This window comes from Pseudomonas fluorescens group sp. (assembly GCF_020093335.1).
GTDB classification, from domain to species: domain Bacteria; phylum Pseudomonadota; class Gammaproteobacteria; order Pseudomonadales; family Pseudomonadaceae; genus Aquipseudomonas; species Aquipseudomonas petroselini.
This window is the reverse complement of record NZ_JAIOKW010000015.1, coordinates 87,583-110,357: the sequence shown is the minus strand read 5'-3', so window position 1 is coordinate 110,357 and position 22,775 is coordinate 87,583. Positions and strand designations below refer to the sequence as shown.

At 64.0% G+C, this 22,775-nt stretch carries 10 protein-coding genes; 6 read left to right on the top strand and 4 right to left on the bottom strand.

The window, feature by feature from the left end; genetic code table 11:
- Positions 1-15 precede the first annotated feature (15 nt).
- Together K7431_RS17470 and K7431_RS17465 are read right to left on the bottom strand one after the other, a co-directional pair.
- Entirely contained in the window at positions 16-12,906 is a 12,891-nt protein-coding gene (locus K7431_RS17470; protein WP_015885148.1) for a non-ribosomal peptide synthetase, read from the bottom strand.
- A gap of 51 nt (positions 12,907-12,957) precedes the next feature.
- On the bottom strand, positions 12,958-13,710 hold the full coding sequence (locus tag K7431_RS17465) for a thioesterase II family protein (RefSeq protein WP_015885149.1): 753 nt from the start codon (positions 13,708-13,710) through the stop codon (positions 12,958-12,960).
- Between the two features lie 301 nt (positions 13,711-14,011).
- Here K7431_RS17465 and K7431_RS17460 point away from each other — a divergent pair, with 301 nt between their 5' ends.
- On the top strand, positions 14,012-14,563 hold the full coding sequence (locus K7431_RS17460; RefSeq protein WP_005789991.1) for an RNA polymerase factor sigma-70: 552 nt from the start codon (positions 14,012-14,014) through the stop codon (positions 14,561-14,563).
- Positions 14,564-14,714: 151 nt separating this feature from the next.
- Here the strand turns inward: K7431_RS17460 and K7431_RS17455 are convergent, their stop codons facing one another.
- Complete coding sequence (locus K7431_RS17455; protein WP_080567210.1) at positions 14,715-15,503, bottom strand: substrate-binding periplasmic protein; 789 nt, start codon at positions 15,501-15,503, stop codon at positions 14,715-14,717.
- A gap of 94 nt (positions 15,504-15,597) precedes the next feature.
- The gene (locus tag K7431_RS17450) at positions 15,598-16,221 is read right to left on the bottom strand and encodes a TetR/AcrR family transcriptional regulator (RefSeq protein ID WP_015885151.1); all 624 of its coding nucleotides are present in this window, start codon (positions 16,219-16,221) and stop codon (positions 15,598-15,600) included.
- Between the two features lie 153 nt (positions 16,222-16,374).
- On the opposite strand from K7431_RS17450, the gene K7431_RS17445 reads away from it, so the two are divergent.
- Genes K7431_RS17445 through K7431_RS17425 form a run of 5 tightly spaced genes read left to right on the top strand, consistent with a single transcriptional unit; the run spans position 16,375 to position 22,621 of the window.
- On the top strand, positions 16,375-18,153 hold the full coding sequence (locus K7431_RS17445; RefSeq protein ID WP_015885152.1) for an acyclic terpene utilization AtuA family protein: 1,779 nt from the start codon (positions 16,375-16,377) through the stop codon (positions 18,151-18,153).
- Positions 18,154-18,166: 13 nt separating this feature from the next.
- Positions 18,167-19,039: an SDR family oxidoreductase gene (locus tag K7431_RS17440; protein WP_015885153.1), complete on the top strand. Its 873-nt coding sequence runs from the start codon at positions 18,167-18,169 to the stop codon at positions 19,037-19,039.
- A 3-nt stretch (positions 19,040-19,042) separates the two neighbouring features.
- Positions 19,043-20,659 carry a geranyl-CoA carboxylase subunit beta gene (atuC, locus tag K7431_RS17435; RefSeq protein ID WP_015885154.1) on the top strand — a complete coding sequence of 539 codons (1,617 nt, stop codon included), beginning with the start codon at positions 19,043-19,045 and terminating at the stop codon, positions 20,657-20,659.
- 46 nt (positions 20,660-20,705) lie between these two features.
- Positions 20,706-21,863 carry a citronellyl-CoA dehydrogenase gene (gene atuD / locus K7431_RS17430; protein WP_015885155.1) on the top strand — a complete coding sequence of 386 codons (1,158 nt, stop codon included), beginning with the start codon at positions 20,706-20,708 and terminating at the stop codon, positions 21,861-21,863.
- Entirely contained in the window at positions 21,860-22,621 is a 762-nt protein-coding gene (locus K7431_RS17425; RefSeq protein ID WP_015885156.1) for an enoyl-CoA hydratase/isomerase family protein, read from the top strand. The genes atuD and K7431_RS17425 overlap by 4 nt, the downstream gene beginning before the upstream one ends.
- Positions 22,622-22,775 lie beyond the last annotated feature (154 nt).

The window sequence follows — 22,775 nt, the reverse complement described above, 5'->3', positions numbered from 1 at the left end:
CGACCAACGGCCGCCTCAAAACCCCTCCAACTCCGCCATCAAATCACTCAACCGATCCACCTTCTCGGCACTGATCTCATTCGCCGCCAACCCCTCGATATACTCAGCCAACTCCGCCACCGTGCTGCACTCGAACATCGCCCGCAGCGGCACATCCCGTTGCAGGGTTTTCTGCACCCGCGAGGCAATCTGCGTGGCCAGCAACGAATGCCCGCCCAGTTCAAAGAAGTTGTCCTGCACCCCTACCCTATCGACTTTCAGCACCTCGGCCCAGATAGCGGCCAGGGTGGTTTCCAGTTCGTTGCGCGGCGCCAGGTAGTCCTGGCTGTGCAACTGGCCGATCTCCAGCGCCGGCAGGGCCTTGCGGTCGAGTTTGCCGTTGGCGTTGAGCGGCAGGCGGTCGAGCCATAGCCAGTGCAGCGGCACCATGTATTCCGGCAGTTCGGCCCGCAGGCGTTGCTTGATGCGGTCCAGGCGCTCGCCTGGGTTCAGTGCTGCATCCGCGGCCACCAGATAGCCGACCAGATGCTTGCCGTTGACGCCTTCCTGCACGCCCACCGCCGCATCGCGCACTTCCGGTTGTTCGTGCAGGCGCGCTTCGATTTCACCCAGTTCGATGCGGTAGCCGCGAATCTTCACCTGGTGGTCGACGCGACCAACATACTCCAGCACACCGTCACTGCGGCGGCGCGCCAGGTCACCGGTGCGGTAGAGGCGTTCGCCGGGGGCACCGAACGGGTTGGGCACAAACACCGGCGCGGTGCGCAGCGGGTCGCTGACGTAACCGCGACCGACGCCGGTCCCGGCGACACACAACTCGCCGACAGCACCTTGCGGCACCAGCTCCAACGCACCATCGAGCAGGTACAAACGATTGTTGTCGGTCGGCGTGCCAATCGGCAGGTAAGTGCCACGGGTCGAGGCCAGGTCGACGCGGTAAAACGCCACATCGTCCGAGCATTCCGCCGGGCCATACGCGTTCACCAAACCTATCTGCGGGTAGCGCAGCAGCCATTGGTGCGCCAGTTCCGGCGGCATGGCTTCACCGGTCGGCAGCATCCAACGCAGGCCGTCCAGGCTGATACGGTCCTGGGCCAACATACCCTGGATCAGCGACGGTACGCTTTCCAGCACGGTGATGCCCTGGGCCTGCACATGTTCCAGCAGGCCCTGTGGATCGTGGGCGAGGGTGTTCGGCACGACATCCACCCGTGCGCCGAACAGCGGCGCGGCGAGGAATTGCCACACGGAAATGTCGAAGCTCTGCGAAGCGGTTTGCGCAATCACATCCGCGTCGCTCAAGGCCAGGTATGGCACCTTGCTCAACTGGTTATTGAGCATGCCGCGCTGTTCCACCATCACACCCTTGGGCAGGCCGGTGGAGCCCGAGGTATAGATCACATAGGCGAGGTTGTCCGGGCCGCTGTAGATCCCAGGGTTTTCGCCACGCGCCGGTATTTCTTCCCACACCAGCAGCTGGCAGTCGAAACCGTCCAGCAACTCGATGGCCTGCTCGCGGCACGCCTCGGTGCACACCAGCAACGGCGTGCGGCTCAAGTCGATGATGCTGCGCAAACGGCGGCTCGGCAGGCCCGGGTCGAGCGGCAGGTAGCCGGCACCGGCCTTGAAGCTGCCGATGATCATGCCCAGCAGGTCGAGGTTGCGTTCGGCGAGTAGCGCCACCGGTTGATCGAGGCCGACACCCGCTGCGATGAGCGCGTGGCCGAGGCCGTTGCTGCGACGGTTCAGTTCGTCATAGGTCCATTGCTGGTCGAGGCAACTGGCGGCGATGCGCTGCGGATGCGCGGCCACCTGCTCTTCGAACAGCTCGATGTAGCTGCGCTCCAGCGGGTAGTCGTGTTCGCTCTGGTTACAACCATCCACCAGGAACTCGCGCTCCTGCTCGCCAATCAGCGGCAGGTCGGCCATGTCGCCGTGGAAGCCCTGCACCAGCGCCAGCAGCAGGCGCTTGAACTCGCCAAGCATGCCTTGCACGGTGGTTTCGTCGAAGTAGCGTTGGTCGTAGGACAGGTGCAAACCGAGGTCATCGCCCGGATAACACACGGCGGTCAGCGGGAAGTTGGTGTGGGTGCGGCCGGAGTCCGAGGTGGCATTCAGGCTGTGCGCGCGGTCCAGCACCGAGACTTCCACCGGGGCATTTTCGAACACGAACAGGCTGTCGAACAGCGGCTGGCCCTTGGGCAGTTCGCTGTGTTCCTGGATCGTCACCAGCGGCAGGTATTCGTACTCGCGCAGTTGCATATTGCTGTCGAGCAGGCCGCTCAACCACTGGCGCACGCTGCAAGGCTGGTCGTCCTCGGGCAGTTTTACCCGCAGCGCGATGCTGTTGATGAACAGGCCGACGGTGCGTTGCATTTCGGGCATCTCCACCGGGCGCCCGGCCACGGTGACGCCGAACAGCACGTCGCGATCACCGCTCAGGCGCCGCAGCACCAGCGCCCACGCCGCCTGGGCGAAAGTGTTGACGGTCAGCTGATGGGCCTGGGCCAGTTCGCGCAGTTGTGCTCCATCGCAGGCGTCGAGACGGGTGTAGCAATCGCCCACCACCATGCCGCCGCTGTGACCCGCGTGCTCACGCAGGAACGGCCGGTCGCTCGGGATCGGCGTGGTGCGCTCGAACCCTTGCAGGTTCTGCTGCCACCACTGGCGAGCCTCGTTGAGGTTCTGGCGTTGCAGCCAGGCGATGTAGTCGCGATAACGCGGCGGTGTGGCCAGTTGCGCTTCGCGGCCTTCACCGAGGGCCATGTAGATCTCGAAGAAGTCATTCATCAACAACGAACGGCACCAAGCATCGATGAGGATGTGGTGGTTGCTCATCATGAACCAGTAGCGTTCGGCGCCAACACGGATCAGGCGCAGGTGGAACGGTGCCTGGTTGAGCAGATCAAAACCGACTTCGCGCTCTTGCTTGAGCAGCGCTTGCAGGCGCGGTTCCTGTTCGCTTTCCGGGTCAGCACTCCAGTCCAGATACTCGATCGGCGTGCTGCCCGGTTTGTGGATCACTTGCAGCATGTCTTCGCCGACGTTCCAGCAGAACGAGGCACGCAGGGCTTCGTGACGAGCGATCACCGCCTGCCAGGCCTGGGCGAAACGCTCGGGGTCCAGGGCGCTGTTGATGCGGTAGCGGTCCTGCATGTAGTAGAGGCCGGTGCCCGGCTCCAGCAGGGTATGCAGCAACAGGCCTTCCTGCATCGGGGTCAGCGGGTAGACGTCTTCGATAACGGTGGCCGGTACCGGCAAGCTGTCGAGTTGCACCTGGCTCAGGTGGGCCAGCGGGAAGTCGGACGGCGTAAGGCCACCGGCATCGTCCTGCAGGCAGTGCTGGGTCAGGCTGTGCAGTTCGGCCAGATACGCCTCGGCCAATTCGCGCACGGTAGCGTGATCGAAGCGTTCACGGCTTAAGGTCCAGCGCAGCACCAACTCGCCGCCGTAGACCTGGCTGTCGACGCTCAACTCGTTAGGCAGCGGCGCGTCCGGGTCATGGGCCAGGCCTGCGGATTCATCCAATGGGTGGAACAGCGCATCGGCGCCGAAGCTCTGGTCGAACTGGCCGAGGTAGTTGAAGGTGATCTGCGCGCTCGGCAAGACGGCCATGCTCTGTTGGCACAGATCATCGGCCAAGTAGCGCAGCACGCCGTAGCCCAAGCCTTTATGCGGTACGGAGCGCAGTTGTTCCTTGATCGCCTTGATCGAGTCGCCCTGAGCAGCGTGCGGAGTGAGGCGCAGCGGGTAGGCGCTGGTGAACCAGCCGACGCTGCGGGTCAGGTCGATGTCATCGAACAGGCTTTCGCGGCCGTGGCCTTCCAACTGGATCAGCGCCGACGCGTGGCCGCTCCAGCGGCACAGCACACGGGCCAAGGCCGTCAGCAGCAGATCGTTGACCTGGGTGCGGTAGGCGCTCGGAGCCTGTTGCAATAGCTGACGCGTATGCTCGGCATCCAGGCGCACGCTGACGGTGTCGGCATCGCGGTTGCGCAGCGAACCTTGCGGGCGGGCCACCGGCAACGCCACATCAGGGCCCGCCAACTGCGCTTGCCAGACGCTCAATTCTTCACGCAGGGATTCACTGCCGGCGTAGGCCTGCAAACGCGCGGCCCACTCACGCAGGGCACTGGTCTTGGCCGGCAGGCTGACGGACTGGCCGTCGCTCAACTGGCGGTAAACCGTTTGCAAATCTTCCAGCAAGACCCGCCACGACACGCCGTCCACCACCAGGTGATGGATCGCGACCAGCAGGCGTTGCTGCCCCTCGGGCCCGTCCACCAGCAAGGCGCGCAGCAGCGGGCCGTGTTGCAGGTCGAGGCTGCGTTGGGTGTCGGTGAACAGCGCGGTGCATTGCGCCATATCGCGCACTTGCGCCTGCATCAGTACGCCGCCTTGCGGCACGGCCAGGTGCTCGGCATGCCAGTGCGCGTCACGCTGGGAGAAGCTCAGGCGCAGGGCGTCGTGGTGTTCCAGCACCGCCAGCAAGGCTTGCTCCAGGCGATGCGGCACCAGCAGTTGCAACGGCTTGAGGACCAGTGCCTGGTTCCAGTGTTGGCGCTGTGGGATATCAGTGTCGAAGAACCAGTGCTGGATCGGCGTCAGCCCGGAGGTGCCGGTCAACACACCCTGCTCGGCCGTGACCTGCTCGGAGCGCGTGGCGACCGCCGCCAGGGTTTGCACGGTCTGGTGCTGGAACAGGTCGCGGGGGCTGAAGTGAATCCCGGCCTGCCGCGCACGGCTGACCACCTGGATCGACAGGATCGAGTCGCCGCCCAGCTCAAAGAAGTTATCGTCGAGACCGACTTGCTGCACATTCAACACAGCGCACCAGATGGCGGCCAACGTGCTTTCAAGTTCGTTGCGCGGGGCCACGTATTGTTGGCGGTTGGCTTCCGGGTCCGGCTGCGGCAAGGCGCGACGGTCGAGTTTGCCGTTGGCGGTCAGCGGCATGCTGTCGAGCACAATCAGGTGCGCGGGCACCATGTAGTCCGGCAGTTGCGCCTTGAGGTGAGCCTTGAGCGCATCGCGTAATGCGCCGTGCTCGGCATCGCTGACCAGGTACGCCACCAACTGTTTGCCACTCGGCGCATCCAGCGCCAGCACCACGGCTTCGCGCACGGCCGCGTGTTCCAACAGGCGGGTTTCGATCTCGCCCAGTTCAATACGGAAACCGCGAATCTTCACCTGGTGGTCGATACGCCCCAGGTACTCCACCAGGCCATCGGCGCGTTGGCGCACCAGGTCGCCGGTGCGGTACAGGCGCCCGCCATTGTGGGCAAACGGGTCGGCGACAAACCGCTCGGCGGTCATGCCCGGACGCTGGTGATAACCCTGGGCGAGACCCGCCCCACCGACGTACAACTCGCCGGTCGCGCCTTGCGGCACCAACGCCAGGTCGGCATCGAGAATATAGGCCACGCGGTCACCGATAATGCTGCCGATCGGCACGCTCGCAGCGCCCTCCTCCAACTGCTCGGGCGCGAGGCTGGCCAGCGGCATCACCACCGTTTCCGTCGGGCCGTAGGCGTTGAAAAACACCTGCGGCTGGAACGCGGCGCGGATGCGCTGAAGGTGTTCGCCAGTGAGCGCTTCGCCACCGGTGATGCACATGCGCACCGGCAAGGTCTGCTGCTGGGTCGCCAACCATTGCGCCAACTGGCTGCCATAGCTGGGCGTGAAGCCTAGGATGTTGATGCGATGGGTGCGGATCAGCGCGCAGATTTCTTCTGCATCCCACTGGCCCTGAGCCCGCAACACCACCTGGGCGCCGCTGAGCAGCGGCACCAGCAAGCGTTCGGTGGCAGCGTCGAAGTTGATCGAATAGAAGTGCAACTCGCAGTCATCAGGGCGCATGCCAAAGCGCTCGATCACCGCCGCGCAATGCATGGCGATTTCACCGTGGGACACCACCACGCCTTTCGGCTTGCCGGTGGAGCCGGAGGTGTAGATCAAGTACGCCTGGTGCTGCGGCAGGCTGATAAAGGGCGGCTCATCGGCCGGGTAGTTGGCGAGCACCGGCAGGTCATCTTCCAGGCACCAGCACGCCACGCTCGCGGGCAATTCGCCGAGGGCTTCGAACATCGCCGCATCGCTGAGCAGCAGGCCGACGCCACCGTCTTCGATCATGTAGTGCAGACGGTCCAGCGGGTATTCCGGGTCCAGCGGCACATAGGCGCCGCCGGCCTTGAGGATCGCCAGCAGGCCGATCACCATTTCCAGCGAGCGCGGCAGCGCCAGGCCCACGCGCACCTGCGGTCCGACGCCACGCTCGCGCAGCATCCAGGCCAGGCGGTTGGCGCGGGCGTCGAGTTCGCGGTAGCTCAGGGTTTCACCGGCAAAGGTCAGCGCCGGCGCATCGCCACGGGCTGCCGCTTGCTGGCTGAACAGTTGATGAATGCACTGGTCGAGACGGTGCTCGCCCGCCTCGATGCCCAGGCTGTCCTGCAAGGCGCGTTGCTCGGCGGCGGTCAGCAACGGCAGTTCGCTGAGGCGTTGTTGCGGGTTGGCGATCAAGGCTTCCAACAGGTTGCGCCAATGTTCGGCCATGCGCGCAATGCGCGGCTCGTCGAACAGATCGGTGCTGTAGGTCAGGCAGCAGCCCAGGCGATGATCGAGGTCGGTGACCTCCAGGTTGAGGTCGAACTTGGTCGCGCGCGCATCGTTGGCCAGGTACTCGACGGTCATGCCGGCCAGTTGGCGGCTCTGCTGGAACTCCCAGCGCTGCACATTGCACATCACTTGGAACAGCGGGTTGTACGCCGCACTGCGCGGCGGCTGCAGGGCTTCCACCAGGTGATCGAACGGCAGGTCCTGGTGGGACTGGCCTTCGATGACGGTGTGGCGCACCTGTTCGAACAACTCAGCGACATTCATCTGCCCACTGAGCTGGCAACGCAGCACCTGGGTATTGAGGAAAGCGCCGATCAGCCCTTCGCTTTCCGGGCGAATGCGGTTGGCCACAGGGGCACCGATGCGCAGGTCGGTCTGGCCGCTGTAGCGGTAGAGCAACACGGCCAGGGTGGCGGTCATGGTCATGAACAGGGTCAGGCCACGTTCGGCGTTGAAGGCCCGCACGCGGGCCGCCAGGTCATCGCTCAAGTCGAAGCGGTACAGCTCGCCCCGATGGCTTTGTACCGGCGGACGTGGGCGGTCGCCGGGCAGTTCCAGCAACGGATGTTCCGTACCCAGCTGCTGGGTCCAATAGTCCAACTGACGCTGACGCTCACCCGCTTCCATCCACTGGCGTTGCCACACGCTGTAATCGAGGTACTGCACCGGCAGCGGCGCCAGCGGTGACAGGCGCTCGTCGATAAAGGCTTCATACAACGCGCTGAGTTCACGGGCAAAGATGTCCATGGCCCAGCCTTCGGTGACGATGTGGTGCAGGGTCAGCACCAGGTAGTGCTCGCGCTCGGCGGCCTTGACCAGACAGGCTCGCAGTAACGGCCCGGTTTCCAGGTTGAACGGCGTATGCGCCTCGTGATCCGCCAATTGCTGCAACCGTGACTGGCGCTCGGCTTCGTCCAGCGCGGAGAAGTCCTGCCAGTCCATGCGCAGGCCGGTCTGGGCCGAGACCTTCTGACAGGCCACGCCGTCGACACTCGGGAACGTGGTGCGCAGGGTTTCGTGACGCATGATCAAGGCCTGCAGCGCCGCCTCGAAACGCCCCACATCCAGCACGCCACGCAGGCGCGCCATACCGCCGACGTTGTAGGCCGGACTGTCCGGTTCCATCTGCCACAGGAACCACATGCGCTGCTGGGAATAGGACAGCGGCACCGGTTGGCTGCGGTCGACCTTGGCGATGGCGGTCTGTTGGTTGCGTTGGCCCGACGCCTGGATCAGGCCGACCTGCTCGGCAAAAGCGCCCAACTCGCTGGCTTCAAACAAGGTCCGTAACGGCAGTTCGACGTCACACGCCTGGCGGGTGCGGGAGATGATTTGCGTGGCCAGCAACGAGTGGCCGCCAAGGGCGAAGAAGTCATCGCGCAGGCCGATGCTGGGCAAGCCGAGGACTTCGCGCCAGATGGCGGCGATCTGCTGTTGCAGCGGGGTCTCGGGCTCGACATGTTCACGCACGTGCCACACCGGCTCCGGCAGCGCGCGACGGTCCAGCTTGCCGCTGGGGCTCAGGGGCATGGCGTCCAGGCGCATCAATAGCGCGGGCACCATGTATTCCGGCAGCTCGGCGGCCAGGGCGCTCTTGACGTGGTGTTCGTCCAGCTGGGCAAGGGCGGTGTAGTAGCCGATCAGCTGTGCATCACGCACCAGCACCACGGCTTGGGCGATGCCCTCCAGGGCAAGCATGCGCGCTTCGATTTCTTCCGGCTCCACACGGAAGCCACGCAGCTTGACCTGCTGGTCGAGGCGCCCAAGGTACTCGATCACACCCTCGGCGTTGAAACGGGCGCGGTCACCGGTGCGGTACAGGCGCGCGCCCGCCTCACCATAGGGGTCGGCGACGAAGCGTTCAGCCGTCAACCCCGCGCGGCCGAGGTAACCCCGGGCCAGGCCAATGCCGCCGATGCACAATTCACCCGGCACACCCAGTGGCACGGGGTTGAGTTGCTCGTCCAGCACGCGGCAGATCACATTGCCCAACGGACGCCCAATCGGCGAGCGCTCGCCGTCTTCCGCGCGACAGTGCCAGTGGGTCACGTTGATCGCGGTTTCGGTCGGACCATAACGGTTGTGCAATTGCACCGCCGGCAACTGCGCCAGGACGCGGTTGCGCAGTTCGGCGGGCAAGGCTTCGCCGCCGGAGAACAGGCGGCGCAGGCTGGTGCATTCAGTCACCCGCGGTTCGTCGATAAACAACTGCAACAGCGGCGGCACAAAGTGCAGCGTGGTCACGCCGTGTGCCTGCACCAACTGCGCAATGCGATGCGGGTCGCGATGTTCACCAGGGCCGGCGAGTACCAGTCGGCAGCCGGTGATCAGCGGCCAGAAGCATTCCCACACCGACACGTCGAAACTGATCGGCGCCTTTTGCAGCAGCACATCGGTGTCGTTGAGTTGATAGGTGGCCTGCATCCACTGCAAGCGCTCGGCCAATGCCGCATGCGTGTTGCCCACGCCTTTGGGCTGGCCGGTGGAGCCGGAGGTGTAGATCACGTAGGCGAGGTTATCGCCGTGCAGGTGCAAGCCGGGTGGCTGGGTGGGCCAGCTGTCGAGGTGCAGGCTGTCCATCGCAATCACGCACACGCCGTCGGCGCTCGGCACCTGTTCCAGCAATGCGGTCTGGGTCAGCAGCAGGTGGACGCCACTGTCTTTAAGCATGTAGGCCAGGCGCTCGGCGGGGTAATCCGGGTCCAGCGGCACGTAGGCGCCACCGGCCTTGATGATCGCCAGCAGGCCGATCAGGAGGTGCGGCGAGCGCTCGGCGGCGATGGCCACGCACACGTCCGGGCCGACACCTTTGTCGCGCAGGTAGTGGGCCAGGCGGTTGGCCTGGGTGTGCAGTTGGGCGAAGGTCAGGCTGCCGCCCTGCCAGACCAGCGCGATGTTGTCCGAGGTGTGCCTATTGAGCAGCTCCGGCAGCCATTGCTGGGCAGGTGTGCAAGGTGCTTCGCTCCACGGCTGCTGCTCGTCTTCCTGCATCAGCTTTAGATCGCCGATGGCTTGCTGCGGCTGGTCACACGCGGCTTGCAACAGGTTGATGAAGTGCTCGGCCAAGCGCTGGACGGTCGCGCTGTCGAACAGCTCGTCGGCGTAGTCGAACGACAGGCTCAGGCGCCCGTTGCGGTCTTCTTCGCTGTGCAATTGCAGGTCGAACTTGGCGTCACGGCTGTGCCATGGCAGTTCGTCGGCGAGCATGCCCGGTAGACGGCGCAAGGCGCTGAGGTCGCGTTGCTGGTGGTTGAACATGACCTGAAACAGGCCCTGTTCGCGAGCTTGCGGGAAAGCTTCCAGCAACTGTTCGAAGGGCAGGTCCTGATGGGCCTGGGCGCCCAATGCCGTCTGGCGTGTCGCGGCCAACAGCTCGCTGAACGGCAGGCGCCCGTCCAGCTCGGCCCGCATGACCTGCGTGTTGATGAAGAAGCCGACCAGGCCTTGGGTTTCCTGGCGCGGACGGTTGGCGTTGGGCACGCCGATGCGGATATTGCGCTGGCCACTGTAGCGGTAGAGCAGGCTCTGGAAGGCTGCCAGCAACAGCATGAAGGGTGTGGATTCGTGGGCCTGGGCGGTCTGGCGAATCGCTTCGCTGAGGCTCACACCAAGACGTACCGTGTGGCGTGAAGCTGTGTGACGGTGGTGTGCCGAGCGCGGGTGGTCGGTGGCCAGGCTCAGGGTGGGATGCTCTTCACCCAACTGCGCTTTCCAGTACGCCAGTTGGCGCTGGCCTTCGCCTTCGGCCAGCCATTGGCGCTGCCAACTGCCGTAGTCGGCGTATTGCAGGGCCAGCGGTGGCAGCTCCAGGGTTTGGCCCTGGGCGGCGGCGGCGTAGAGGCGCGAGAATTCGTCGATGAGGATGTTGAGCGACCAGCCGTCAGCGATGATGTGGTGCAGCGTCACCAACAGTTGGTGATCCTCATCGTCCAGGCGCACCAGGGTTACCCACAGCAGCGGGCCCTTTTCCAGGTCGAACTGGGTACGGGCTTCGTCTTCGCGGATCTGCTGTGCACGGGCTTCGCGTTCGTCAGTGGGCAGGTCGCTGAGGTCGATGACTTGCAGCTCGAAATCCGCCTTGGCCTCGACACGCTGGAAGGCCTGGCCGTCTCTTTCGTAGAAGCGGGTGCGCAGGGCTTCGTGGCGCTGGACCAGGTGTTGAAAGCTCAAGCGCACGGCGTCTTCATCCAGCTCGCCGCGCAGGCGCAGGGCGCCGGGGATGGTGTAGGCGCTGCTGTGGGGGTCCAGTTGCCAAGTGATCCACAGGCGGTTTTGTGCAAGGGATTGGGGCAGGTCTTCCTGGCGTGACAGGGGTTGGATCGCGCCTTGGGCAACACCGCCATCCTGTTGCAACTGCGCAACGTTGGCGGCAAAGCCTTCCAGGGTTGGCGCTTCGAACAGCATGCGCAGGTTCAGCTCCAGGCCGAGTGTTTCACGCAGGCGCGCGACCACCTGGGTGGCGGTGATGGAGTTGCCGCCGAGCAGGAAGAAATGGTCATCGGCCGCGACCGTCGCGACGTGCAGTTGCTCGCACCAGATCGCGGCGATCTGGTTTTGCAGTTCGCAGCCCAACGCTGCATCGCTGACCTGCACGTGCAGATCAGGGAACTGCGCATAGCTGTCGAGGCTGCCATCGGCATGCCGCAGCGCGCACGCCGCACGTTGCACCTTGCCGCTGGAGGTCTTCGGCAGGGCGCCAGGGTTGAGCAGCACCACCACGCTCGGCGCCTCCTGGTACGCCTCGGCAACGGTTTGGCGGATCGCCTTGATCAGTGCTTCGGGCGGCAGGATTTTCTGCACGCTGCGGCTGATTTCGGCGGCAATGCCAATACCTTCCAGGCCTTGGTCATTCACTGCAAATGCCGCGACCCGGCCTTTGCGCACGACTTCCACTTCGCGCTCGATGGTCTGCTCGATGTCCTGCGGGTACAGGTTGTGGCCGCGCACGATCAGCAGGTCTTTGAGGCGACCGGTGATGTACACCTCGCCGTCACGGATAAAACCCAGGTCGCCGGTGCGCAGCCAGGTACGGCCGGCATGCTGCACGAAGGTCTTGGCGGTGGCTTCGGGGTTGCGCCAGTAGCCGTGGGCGATGCTTGGGCCGCTGGCCCAGAGTTCGCCGACGCGGTTGTCGGGCAGTTCGGTGAGGGTCTGCGGGTCGGCAATCAGGACCGCATGCTCGGGCTGGTGGGTGCCACAGCTCATGATTGCACTGCCCTGCCCCGGTTCGGCGCGATTGGCGGCCAGGGCCTGCTCGTCGACCCGCAGCGCGGGGATGCCATGGCCCCGCGTGCCACCGGCGACAAACAGGGTCGCCTCGGCCAGGCCGTAGGAGGCAAAGAAATTGTTCGGGGTAAAACCGCAGGTGGCGAACTTCTCGGCGAAGCGTTCCAGGGTGTCGAGGCGGATCGGTTCGGAACCGGAATAGGCCACGCGCCACTGGCTCAGGTCCAGGCGTTCCAGCGCCGAGTCGCTGACCCGCTCGCTGCACAGGCGATAGGCGAAATCCGGGCCACCGCTGATGGTGCCACCGTATTCGCTGATCGCTTCGAGCCAGCGCAACGGCCGGCCGAGGAAGTAGGCCGGCGACATCAGCACGCACGGCACGCCACTGAAGATCGGTTGCAGCAGGCCGCCGATCAGGCCCATGTCGTGGTACAGCGGCAGCCAGCTGACGATCACGTCATCCGGGTTGAGGTCGATGCCGAAACCGCGACGGATCAACACTTCGTTGGCCACCAGGTTGCCATGGCTGACTTGCACGCCCTTGGGCAGCGCGGTGGAACCGGAGGTGTATTGCAGGAAGGCGATGTCGTCCGGCTGCAGGTCGGGAGCGATCCAGTTGTCGGCACTCTCAAGGCTATCGACGCTCAATACTGGCGGCGCGTTTTCAATCTGCGCCAGGCCGTCGGCGAGGCTGGCGATGGTCAGCAACAGGCGCGGTTCGGCATCGCTGATGATCGACAGCAAGCGTTCCTGATGGTGGCGACGGGTGGATTCCGGCGGATAGGCCGGCACTGCAATGACCCCGGCGTACAGGCAACCAAAGAACGCCGCGACGTAATCCGGGCCGCTGGGGAACAACAGCACCGCACGGTCGCCCAGGTCCACATTGGATTGCAGGGCGGCGGCGATGGTGCGGGCGCGCAGGTCCAGGTCGCGGTAACTGAGTACAACGCTGTGCTCGGCGGATTCGGCGAGGAAGCGCAGGGCGACCTGGTCCGGAGTCTGCGCGGCGCGACGTTGAAGGGAGTGGACCAGCGTTTGGGGAAGTTCGAAGGCGTCCATCATGGGGTTCCTGCCTGAAAGCGGCTTACGGGAAATTCGGGGAATAGGTTGCGTCTAGCCCGCGGCCAGTTGCCGCGCCGCGCCATTGCGCCAGCGGGCCAGGTGTTCGTCGGCGTAGCGCCGCAGGCAGCGCAGCACGGCACTTTCGTGCTGCATGAGGAAGAAGTGGTGACCGTCGAACATGTCCAGGGAAAAGCCACTGGCGGCGTCGAGTTGCCAGTCGAGCAACTGGTCGGCGCGCACGCTGTCCTGTTTGCCGCCGAACACGTGGATCGGCATCTCCAGCGGTGCGCGCTCGCCGTAGGTGAAGCTGCCGCACAGCAGGAAATCGGCGCGCAGGATCGGCAGCATCAACTGCATCAACTCGGGGTTGGCCAGGGCTTCTTCGGCGGTGCCCTGCAGTTCGCGCAGACGGGCGATGAGTTGTTCGTCGGTCTTTTCGACGGCGTATTCGCTGACGTCACGACGCGCCGGCCCGGCCGTACCGGACGCAAACAGCGCCAGCGGCGCGGGCACACCGCGAGCGCTCAAGGCGTGCGCCAGTTCAAAGGCGAGCAGGCCGCCGAGGCTGTGGCCGAACAACGCGTAGGGGCCGTTCAAGTCGCGGCTGATTTCGTCGGCGAGCTGCGCGGCCAAGGCCTTGATATCGCGCTGCAGCGGCTCGTCCATGCGCATGCCGCGGCCGGGTAATTCCAGCGGACACACCTGCAACCACTCAGGCAGGGCACGGCGCCAACGCGCATAGACCATGGCGCTGGCGCCCGAATAGGGCAGGCAGAACAGGCGCAGTCGAGTCGGCGTACTCATCGAGTCACGACTCCAAACTGAAACACGCTGTATGCACGATAAAAACCCATTTCGTCCTCCTGCGGGTGCGGATCCTTGGCCGTTTGCTAACGGACCTGTCACCCAGAAGAACGGACGGCACCGGCAAATAATTAGTCGCCGGGTACGCGCGAGACGTGGTTCACACCGAACAAGAAAGCATAAGATTAGTTCGCCTTCTCATTTGACAATCATTATCATTAAGCATAATTTGTTGCCCGATGTGTAGGAGGCCTCAGCAAGGACGCCCTCCCCTAACCTCTTTTGCGACAAGGTGATTTCCATGACGGAACAAGTATCCACAGGCAGGTGCGACTCACCGCTTCTCCAGGCATTCGTCGATAATCGGCTGATTCTGGTGAAGATCGCGGCACGCATTACCGGGTGCCGCTCGCGGGCCGAAGACGTAGTGCAGGATGCCTACTTCCGGCTGCAATCGGCGCCGACGATCACGTCATCGTTCAAGGCTCAATTGAGCTATCTGTTCCAGATCGTGCGCAACCTGGCGATCGATCACTACCGCAAGCAGGCCCTGGAGCTCAAATACTCCGGAACGGAAGAGGAAGGCTTGAATGTGGTTATTCACGGCGCTTCACCGGAAACCTCGCACATTAATTTCAATACCCTGGAAAACATCGCCGACGCGCTGACCGAACTGCCCCAGCGCACCCGCTACGCGTTCGAGATGTACCGCCTGCACGGCGTGCCGCAAAAGGACATCGCCAAGGAGCTGGGCGTCTCGCCGACCCTGGTGAACTTCATGATCCGTGATGCGCTGGTGCACTGCCGCAAGGTGTCGGGCAGCCATAGCGATACGTTTGCGCGCAGGGTCTGATCCCCAGCAGATGAAATGTGCGCCTTATGTGGGAGCTGGCTTGCCTGCGATGCAGGCACCTCGGTTTTTCAGTTGCACCGAGTTGATGCTATCGCAGGCAAGCCAGCTCCCACACAAGCTCGCGCCACACTTTTGATCGGTGTTGTACCTGTCAGGGCGTGGGCATCACATCAATGCGATACGGCTCGAAAATCTTCAACATCTCGCCATCGTCACGCAAGCGCTTGAGCAACGCGGCAAACGCCTCCCCCGTGATCGGCGCTTTCGGGCGCAGCAGCGCGTAGTGGTGATACACCTGGTCGATGCGTTCCGACACCAGGAACTGCCCGGCCATCTCCGCGTTGCGCACCATAAAGTCACTCAGGTACGAACGGGTCACCAAGGCGATGTCGGCACGCCCGCGCGCGACCATCAGCAGGTTGCTGTGATGGGAGTAGGTCAACGTGGCATTGAAGTGCTCGGCCATGTACTTGGGGTCGGGGTTGAAGTGGGCGAAGGCGTAGTGATAACCGCTGAACACCGCCAGGCGTTTGCCGTTGAGGTCAGCGAAATAGCCTTGGTCGCGACCGGACTCACGCTGGGCGACAAAGATTTCCGCGTCTTCCAGGCCCATGTCGACGGTGGTGTGGGGAATCTTCTGCCAGCCCCAGTCAGGGTTTTCGAAGATAGCCATATCGACCCGGCCCTGCTCGAAATCGCGAAAGCGTCGCGGAATGGAGGTGGGCACCAAGACAAATTGGTAGTCGGTTTGCGAGGCGTTCAGGGCCTCGACCAGTTGCGGCAGCAAACCGGTGTCGGCGCCCTGCTCGGGGCGCACGGTGTAGGGAGGGAAATGTGCCGCGCCGATGCGCACCAATTGCGCAGCCGAAGCCGGCATCCACCACGCGGTGCCCAGTGCCCAAAAGGTAAGTCCTGCAGCCAGCCGCCATGGCGAAAACATCAAGGCACACACCGTTCAAAAACGCTAATGCCGATAAGCTAGGCGTTTTTGTCTGGCGAGACAACTTTCCATCGGCAAATTAATAGCTTGCGTCTCAATCGGCTTTCAGAACCATCAACAGGGCTTCTTCGGCCAGCTGCTCAAGCGTCAGGCTGCCCTCGGCGCGAAACCAGGTGGTGGTCCAGGACAAGGCGCCGGTGAGGAACCGCCGGGCGATAAACACATCGCCGCGGATATAGCCGGCGTCCTTGGCCTCGCCCAATACTTGCAGCCAGAGCGCCTCATACACATCGCGCAGGGCCAGCACCTGGGCCTGGCCTTCAGCCGACAGCGAGCGCCACTCGTACACCAGCACCGCCATGGCCTCGCCGCTGCCGCCCATGATCGACTGCAATTCGCAACGGATCAGCGCCAGCACCCGTTCGCGCACAGTGGTCGCCTCTTCCAGCGAAGCGCGCATCATCGCGGTGTTGTAGTGGATGGTTTCTTCCATCACCGCGCGCAGGATCTCGTCCTTGCTCTTGAAGTGATGAAAGATGCTCCCGGACTGAATGCCCACCGCACTGGCCAGGTCGCGCACGGTGGTGCGCTCGAAGCCCTTGTTGCGAAACAGGTGGGCCGCGGTTTGCAGCAGCTTGCCACGGGCACTGTCGGGGTCGGTCAACTGGCCGCCATCGACCATGGTGCGCATCACCCGCAGGGCTTTTTGCTCATCCATGCCTCTCTCCTCTACTTCCACGGACGTCTTGGGCGGCAATTTAGGCCGTGGCAGCCACCCAAGCAAGCGCTTGGCTAAAACTTGTGCGCGGAGTTTACAAACCAAGCGCTTGCTTGGTAGTCTCGCTACCAGCCATTCGAGGAAGGATTTCTCATGAGCAAGACGGTTCGTATCGGCTGCGCCAGCGCCTTCTGGGGCGACACCTGCACCGCCGCCGCCCAATTGGTACAGGGCGGCGCGCTGGATTACCTGGTCTTCGACTACCTGGCGGAAGTCACGATGTCGATCCTCGCCGGCGCGCGCATGAAAGATCCCCAAGCCGGTTATGCCACGGATTTTGTCGACGTGCTTACGCCCTTGCTGGCGGAAATCCAGCGCCAAGGCATTCGCGTGATCAGCAACGCCGGCGGCATCCACCCCCAAGCCTGCGCCGCGGCCTTGCAAGCAGCCTGCGACAAGGCAGGCGTTGCACTGAAAATCGCCGTGCTGCTGGGCGATGACCTGCATCCCCAACTCAAGCAATTGCACGGCATCACCGACATGTTCAACGACACGCCGCTGCCGCCGATGTGCGTGTCCGCCAACGCCTACCTGGGCGCACCGGGCATTACCCAGGCGCTGCAGTTGGGGGCGGATATCGTCATCACCGGCCGGGTGGTGGACAGCGCGGTGGTCAGCGCCGCGCTGGTGCATGAATTCAACTGGTCATGGCAGGACTACGACCGCCTCGCCCAGGCTGCATTGGCCGGGCATATCATCGAATGTGGCGCGCAGTGCACCGGTGGCAACTTCACCGATTGGCGCGACGTGCCGGACTACGAGCACATCGGTTTTCCCATCGTCGAGGTCAGCGCCGACGGCCAGTTCACCGTCAACAAGGTCGACGGCACCGGCGGGTTGATCAGCGAACTCAGCGCGGCCGAACAGTTGCTGTATGAAATCGGCGACCCCCGCGCGTACCTGCTGCCGGATGTGATCTGCGACTTCAGCCAGGTCAAGTTGCAGCAGCAAGGCAAACACTGCGTACGCCTGCACGGCGCCAAGGGCTCGCCGCCGACCGAGCAGTACAAAGTCAGCGCCACGTACCCGGACGGTTTCCGTTGCACCGCCAGTTGCCTGATCGCCGGCATCGATGCGGTGGCCAAGGCCGAACGGGTCAGCCAGGCGATCATCAACAAGACCTCGGAACTGTTCAGCCAACGCGGCTGGGCGCCTTACACCGAAGTGAACATCGAACTGCTCGGCAGCGAAGCCACCTACGGCGCCCACGCAATGCGCCAGGACTGCCGCGAAGTGGTGGTGAAACTGGCGGTGCGTCACCCGAGCAAACAGGCATTGGTGCTGTTCGCCCGCGAGATTGCCCAGGCCGCCACCGGCATGGCCCCGGGCCTGACCGGCATCGTCGGCGGGCGACCGACGGTGTACCCGTTGATAAGGCTGTTTTCGTTCCTGATCGATAAGGCGTCCTGTGACGTGCTGATCGACTTCCAGGGCGAACGCCACGCCTGCGCATTGCCGATGGCCGATGCGCCCACCCTGCCCGACGCGCCGATAGCCCCACCCAAGCCCCAAGGGCGCGCCGACGCCAGCGTGCCGCTGGTGAAACTGGCCGTGGCGCGTTCAGGCGACAAGGGTAACCACAGCAACATCGGCGTGATCGCGCGCGATCCCGACTACCTGCCGTGGATCGCCGAGGCGCTGACCCCGGAAGTCATCGTCGATTGGATGGGCCACGTGCTGGACCCCGTGCACGGCCGCGTCGAGCGCTGGTATTTACCCGGCAGCCACAGCCTCAATTTCCTGCTGGAAAACGCCTTGGGCGGTGGCGGCATCGCCAGCCTGCGCATCGACCCGCAAGGCAAAGCCTTCGCCCAGCAACTGCTGGACATCCCCATTGCCGTGCCGCAACACATCGCCGATTTTCTCAACTGACAGGAGCGTTGCCGTGGCCTTCGACTCAATCTTCAAAGCCGACCTGTTCCAGGGGCAAACCGTGATGGTCACCGGCGGAGGCAGTGGCATCGGCCGTTGCACTGCGCATGAATTGGCGGCGCTGGGTGCACAGGTGATTCTGGTGGGACGCAAGCCGGAAAAGCTGCAAGCGGTCGCGGCGGAAATCGCTGAAGACGGTGGCATCGCCCATTGGCACGCCTGCGACATTCGTGATGAAGAAGCAGTGAAGGCACTGGTTAGCCAAGTCCTGAATGACCACGGTCAACTCCATGGTTTGGTGAATAACGCCGGCGGCCAGTACCCCTCGCCACTGGCTTCAATCAACCAGAAAGGCTTCGAAACCGTACTGCGCACCAACCTCGTCGGCGGTTTCCTGGTGGCGCGGGAAGTGTTCAACCAATCCATGAGCAAGCACGGCGGCGCCATTGTCAACATGCTCGCCGACATGTGGGGCGGTATGCCCGGCATGGGCCACTCGGGTGCGGCGCGCGCCGGCATGGACAACTTCACCAAGACCGCCGCCTTCGAATGGGGGTATGCCGGCGTGCGGGTCAACGCCGTGGCGCCGGGCTGGATCGCCTCCAGCGGCATGGACACCTATGAAGGCGCGTTCAAGGCGGTGATCCCGACCTTGCGCGAACACGTGCCGCTCAAGCGTATCGGCACGGAGTCGGAAGTCAGCGCGGCCATCGTGTTCCTGCTCAGCCCCGCCGCCGCCTTTATCAGCGGCAGCACCCTGCGCATCGACGGTGCCGCCAGCCTGGGCAGCCGCGCCTGGCCGTTGCACAAGGCGCAGGCGCCGAGTGAGCCCTTCAATGGCTTCCACCGCGCCTACCTGCCGGATGTGCTCAAGGCGGAGCAATAAACCATGCCGGTGATTGAATCCTTGATCGACGCCCACAGCGCCCAGTTCGCGCAAAACCGCGAGGCCATGCTGGCGGCCATCGCCCAGCTGCACCAACTGGAACACAACCTGCTCGCCAAGGCCCAGGAAGCCAAGCCCAAGTTCGACAAGCGCGGCCAACTGCTGCCCCGCGAGCGCCTCAACCTGCTGCTGGACCCCGGCGCGCCGTTCCTGGAACTGGCCAGCCTGGCCGGCTACAAGCTGCACGACGACAAAGACGGCAGCGCCGCCGGCGGTGGGTTGATCGCCGGCATCGGCTACGTCAGTGGCGTGCGCATGCTGGTGGTGGCCAATAACAGCGCGATCAAGGGCGGGACTATTTCCCCTTCCGGCTTGAAAAAATCCCTGCGCCTGCAACAGATCGCCATGGAGAACAAACTGCCGGTGGTGACCCTCGCCGAAAGCGGCGGTGCCAACCTCAACTACGCCGCCGAAATTTTCGTCGAGGGTGCGCGCAGCTTCGCCAACCAGGCGCGCCTGTCGGCCCTGGGCTTGCCGCAAATCACCGTGGTGCATGGCTCGGCCACGGCGGGCGGCGCCTATCAGCCGGGGCTGTCGGATTACGTGGTGGTGGTGCGCGGCCGCGCCAAGCTGTTCCTCGCGGGCCCGCCGCTGCTCAAAGCCGCGACCGGCGAAGTGGCCACCGACGAAGAACTGGGTGGCGCCGAAATGCACGCCCAAACCGCCGGCACCGCCGAATACCTGGCGGAAAATGACGCCGACGGCGTGCGCATCGCCCGTGAGATTGTCAGCCTGTTGCCCTGGAATGATCGCCTGCCGCAGGCGCCCCGACGCGCTTACGCCGAGCCGCTGTACCCCATCGAAGAGCTGCTGGGCCTGATCCCGGATGACCCGAAAAAACCCTACGACGTGCGTGAAATCCTCGCCCGCCTGGCCGACGGCTCGCACTTCCTCGAATTCAAGGGCGAGTTCGACGCCCACACCGTGTGCGGCCACCTGCATATCCAGGGGCGTGCCGTCGGGGTGATCGGCAACAACGGCCCCATCACACCCAAGGGTGCGAGCAAGGCCGCGCAGTTTATCCAACTGTGCGACCAGAGCCGCACGCCGCTGCTGTTCCTGCACAACACCACCGGTTTCATGGTGGGCACCGAGTCGGAGCAACAAGGGGTGATCAAGCACGGCGCGAAGATGATCCAGGCGGTGGCCAATGCACGAGTGCCTAAACTCACGATTGTGGTCGGCGGCTCCTACGGCGCCGGCAATTATGCGATGTGCGGCCGTGGCCTGGACCCACGCTTCATCTTCGCCTGGCCCAATAGCCGCACGGCGGTGATGGGCGGCGCCCAGGCGGGCAAGGTGCTGCGTATCGTCACCGAAGCCAAGCAGTTGAAGGACGGCCTGGTGCCGGATCCCAAGGTGCTGGACATGCTGGAACAGGTCACCGCGCAGAAGCTCGACAGCCAGTCCACTGCGCTGTATGGCAGCGCGAATCTGTGGGACGACGGGCTGATTGATCCACGGGATACGCGGACGTTGCTGGGCTTTGTGCTGGATATCTGCCACGAGGCCGAGGTGCGTGAGTTGCAAGCCAATACCTTCGGTGTAGCGCGTCTCTAAATTTCGCCCGAGACGCTGCGCGTCACGATAAGGAGAACAATAAAAAATGATCTTTACCCAAGAACACCAGGAACTACGCCGCACCGTCCGCGCCTTCGTTGATCGCGAGATCAACCCCCACGTCGACGAATGGGAAAAGGCCGGGCGCTTTCCCATCCACGATATTTTCCGCAAGGCCGGCGACCTCGGCCTGCTGGGCATCTCCAAGCCGGAAAAATTCGGCGGCATGGGCCTGGACTACAGCTATTCCATCGTCGCCGCCGAGGAATTCGGCACCGTTCACTGCGGCGGCATTCCCATGTCCATCGGCGTGCAGACCGACATGTGCACCCCCGCCCTCGCCCGCTTCGGCTCCGATGAGTTGCGGGATGAATTCCTGCGTCCGGCCATCAGCGGCGAGCAGGTCGGCTGCATCGGTGTCTCGGAAACCGGTGCCGGTTCCGACGTGGCCGGGCTGAAAACCCATGCGCGCAAGGACGGCGACGACTATGTGATCAACGGCAGCAAAATGTGGATCACCAACTCACCCAGCGCCGACTTCATCTGCCTGCTGGCCAACACCTCCGACGACAAGCCGCACATCAACAAATCGCTGATCATGGTGCCGATGAACACCCCCGGCATCAGCGTCAGCCCGCCCCTGGAAAAACTCGGCATGCACAGCTCCGAGACCGCCCAGGTGTTCTTCGACGGCGTGCGCGTGCCGCAGCGCAACCGCATCGGCCACGAAGGCGCGGGGTTCATGATGCAGATGCTGCAGTTCCAGGAAGAACGCCTGTTCGGCGCGGCCAACATGATCAAGGGCCTGGAGCATTGCATCGACACCACCATCGAATACTGCAAGGAGCGCCAGACCTTCGGCAAGGCGCTGATCGACAACCAGGTCATCCACTTTCGCCTGGCCGAACTCTCCACCGAAATCGAATGCCTGCGCGCGCTGGTCTACCAGGCCACCGAGCAATACATCAAAGGCCAGGACGTGACTCGCCTGGCCTCCATGGCCAAGCTCAAGGCCGGGCGCCTGGGCCGAGAAGTCAGCGACAGCTGCCTGCAATACTGGGGCGGCATGGGCTTCATGTGGGACAACCCCGTCGCCCGCGCCTATCGCGATGTGCGCCTGGTCTCGATCGGCGGCGGCGCCGACGAAATCATGCTGGGCATCCTCTGCAAACTGATGGGCACCTTGCCTGGGAAAAAGCCATGAACACCTTATTGCTCGAACCCCATAACGGCGTGCTGCACATCACCCTCAACCGCCCGGAAAACCGCAATGCGATGAGCCTGGAGATGGTCAACGAACTGCGCACGGTGCTGGCGCAATTGGACAGCCAGGTCCGCGCACTGGTGATCAGCGGGGCCGGCGGGCACTTCTGCGCCGGCGCCGATGTGAAGGACCTGGTCACTGCGGGCAATCAACTCCAGGCGCTGAACCGCGCGTTCGGCACCTTGCTGCAGGAAGTCGAAGCGGTACCGCAAGTCGTGATCGTGGTGCTGCAAGGCGCGGTGCTGGGCGGCGGCTTTGGGCTGGCGTGCGTGAGTGATATCGCCATCGCCGATCACCAGGCGCAATTCGGCCTGCCGGAAACCAGCCTGGGCTTACTGCCGGCGCAAATCGCGCCGTTTGTGGTCAAGCGTATCGGCCTGACCCAAGCCCGCCGCCTAGCGCTGACCGCGGCGCGCTTTGACGGCCTGGAAGCCGAGCGACTGGGCGTCGTGCACTTTACCGAACGCGACCCGCAGGCATTGGCGGAACGGCTGGATGACGTGTTGGGACAGGTGCTGCGCTGCGCACCGGGCGCGAATGGACGGACCAAATCCCTGTTGCTGGCCAGTGTGGATGAACCGCTTGAGGCTGTGCTGGACCGTGGGGCGCAGTGGTTTGCCGAAGCGGTGAGGAGTGAGGAAGGGATTGAGGGGACGCAGGCGTTTGTGCAGAAAAGAAAGCCTCGGTGGTGCAAATGACGCCATCGGGGGCAAGCCCCCTCCCACATTTGTACTGAGTACGCCACAACCACACCGGTCGGCTCTATCTGGGAGTGCCCCGTCAAACACGCTGGCCGAACGCAGGCTTGAATCCGCGGCCGTTACCGCAGAAATGGATGTGTACTCGAGGACC

Coding starts and splice junctions, on each gene's coding strand:
- K7431_RS17450 (WP_015885151.1), bottom strand. CDS start 16,221: ATGGATGAGCAAAAAGCCCTGCGGGTGATGCGCACCATGGTCGATGGC.
- K7431_RS17460 (WP_005789991.1), top strand. CDS start 14,012: ATGACGGAACAAGTATCCACAGGCAGGTGCGACTCACCGCTTCTCCAG.
- K7431_RS17470 (WP_015885148.1), bottom strand. CDS start 12,906: ATGATGGACGCCTTCGAACTTCCCCAAACGCTGGTCCACTCCCTTCAA.
- K7431_RS17425 (WP_015885156.1), top strand. CDS start 21,860: ATGAACACCTTATTGCTCGAACCCCATAACGGCGTGCTGCACATCACC.
- K7431_RS17465 (WP_015885149.1), bottom strand. CDS start 13,710: ATGAGTACGCCGACTCGACTGCGCCTGTTCTGCCTGCCCTATTCGGGC.
- atuD (WP_015885155.1), top strand. CDS start 20,706: ATGATCTTTACCCAAGAACACCAGGAACTACGCCGCACCGTCCGCGCC.
- atuC (WP_015885154.1), top strand. CDS start 19,043: ATGCCGGTGATTGAATCCTTGATCGACGCCCACAGCGCCCAGTTCGCG.
- K7431_RS17455 (WP_080567210.1), bottom strand. CDS start 15,503: ATGTTTTCGCCATGGCGGCTGGCTGCAGGACTTACCTTTTGGGCACTG.
- K7431_RS17445 (WP_015885152.1), top strand. CDS start 16,375: ATGAGCAAGACGGTTCGTATCGGCTGCGCCAGCGCCTTCTGGGGCGAC.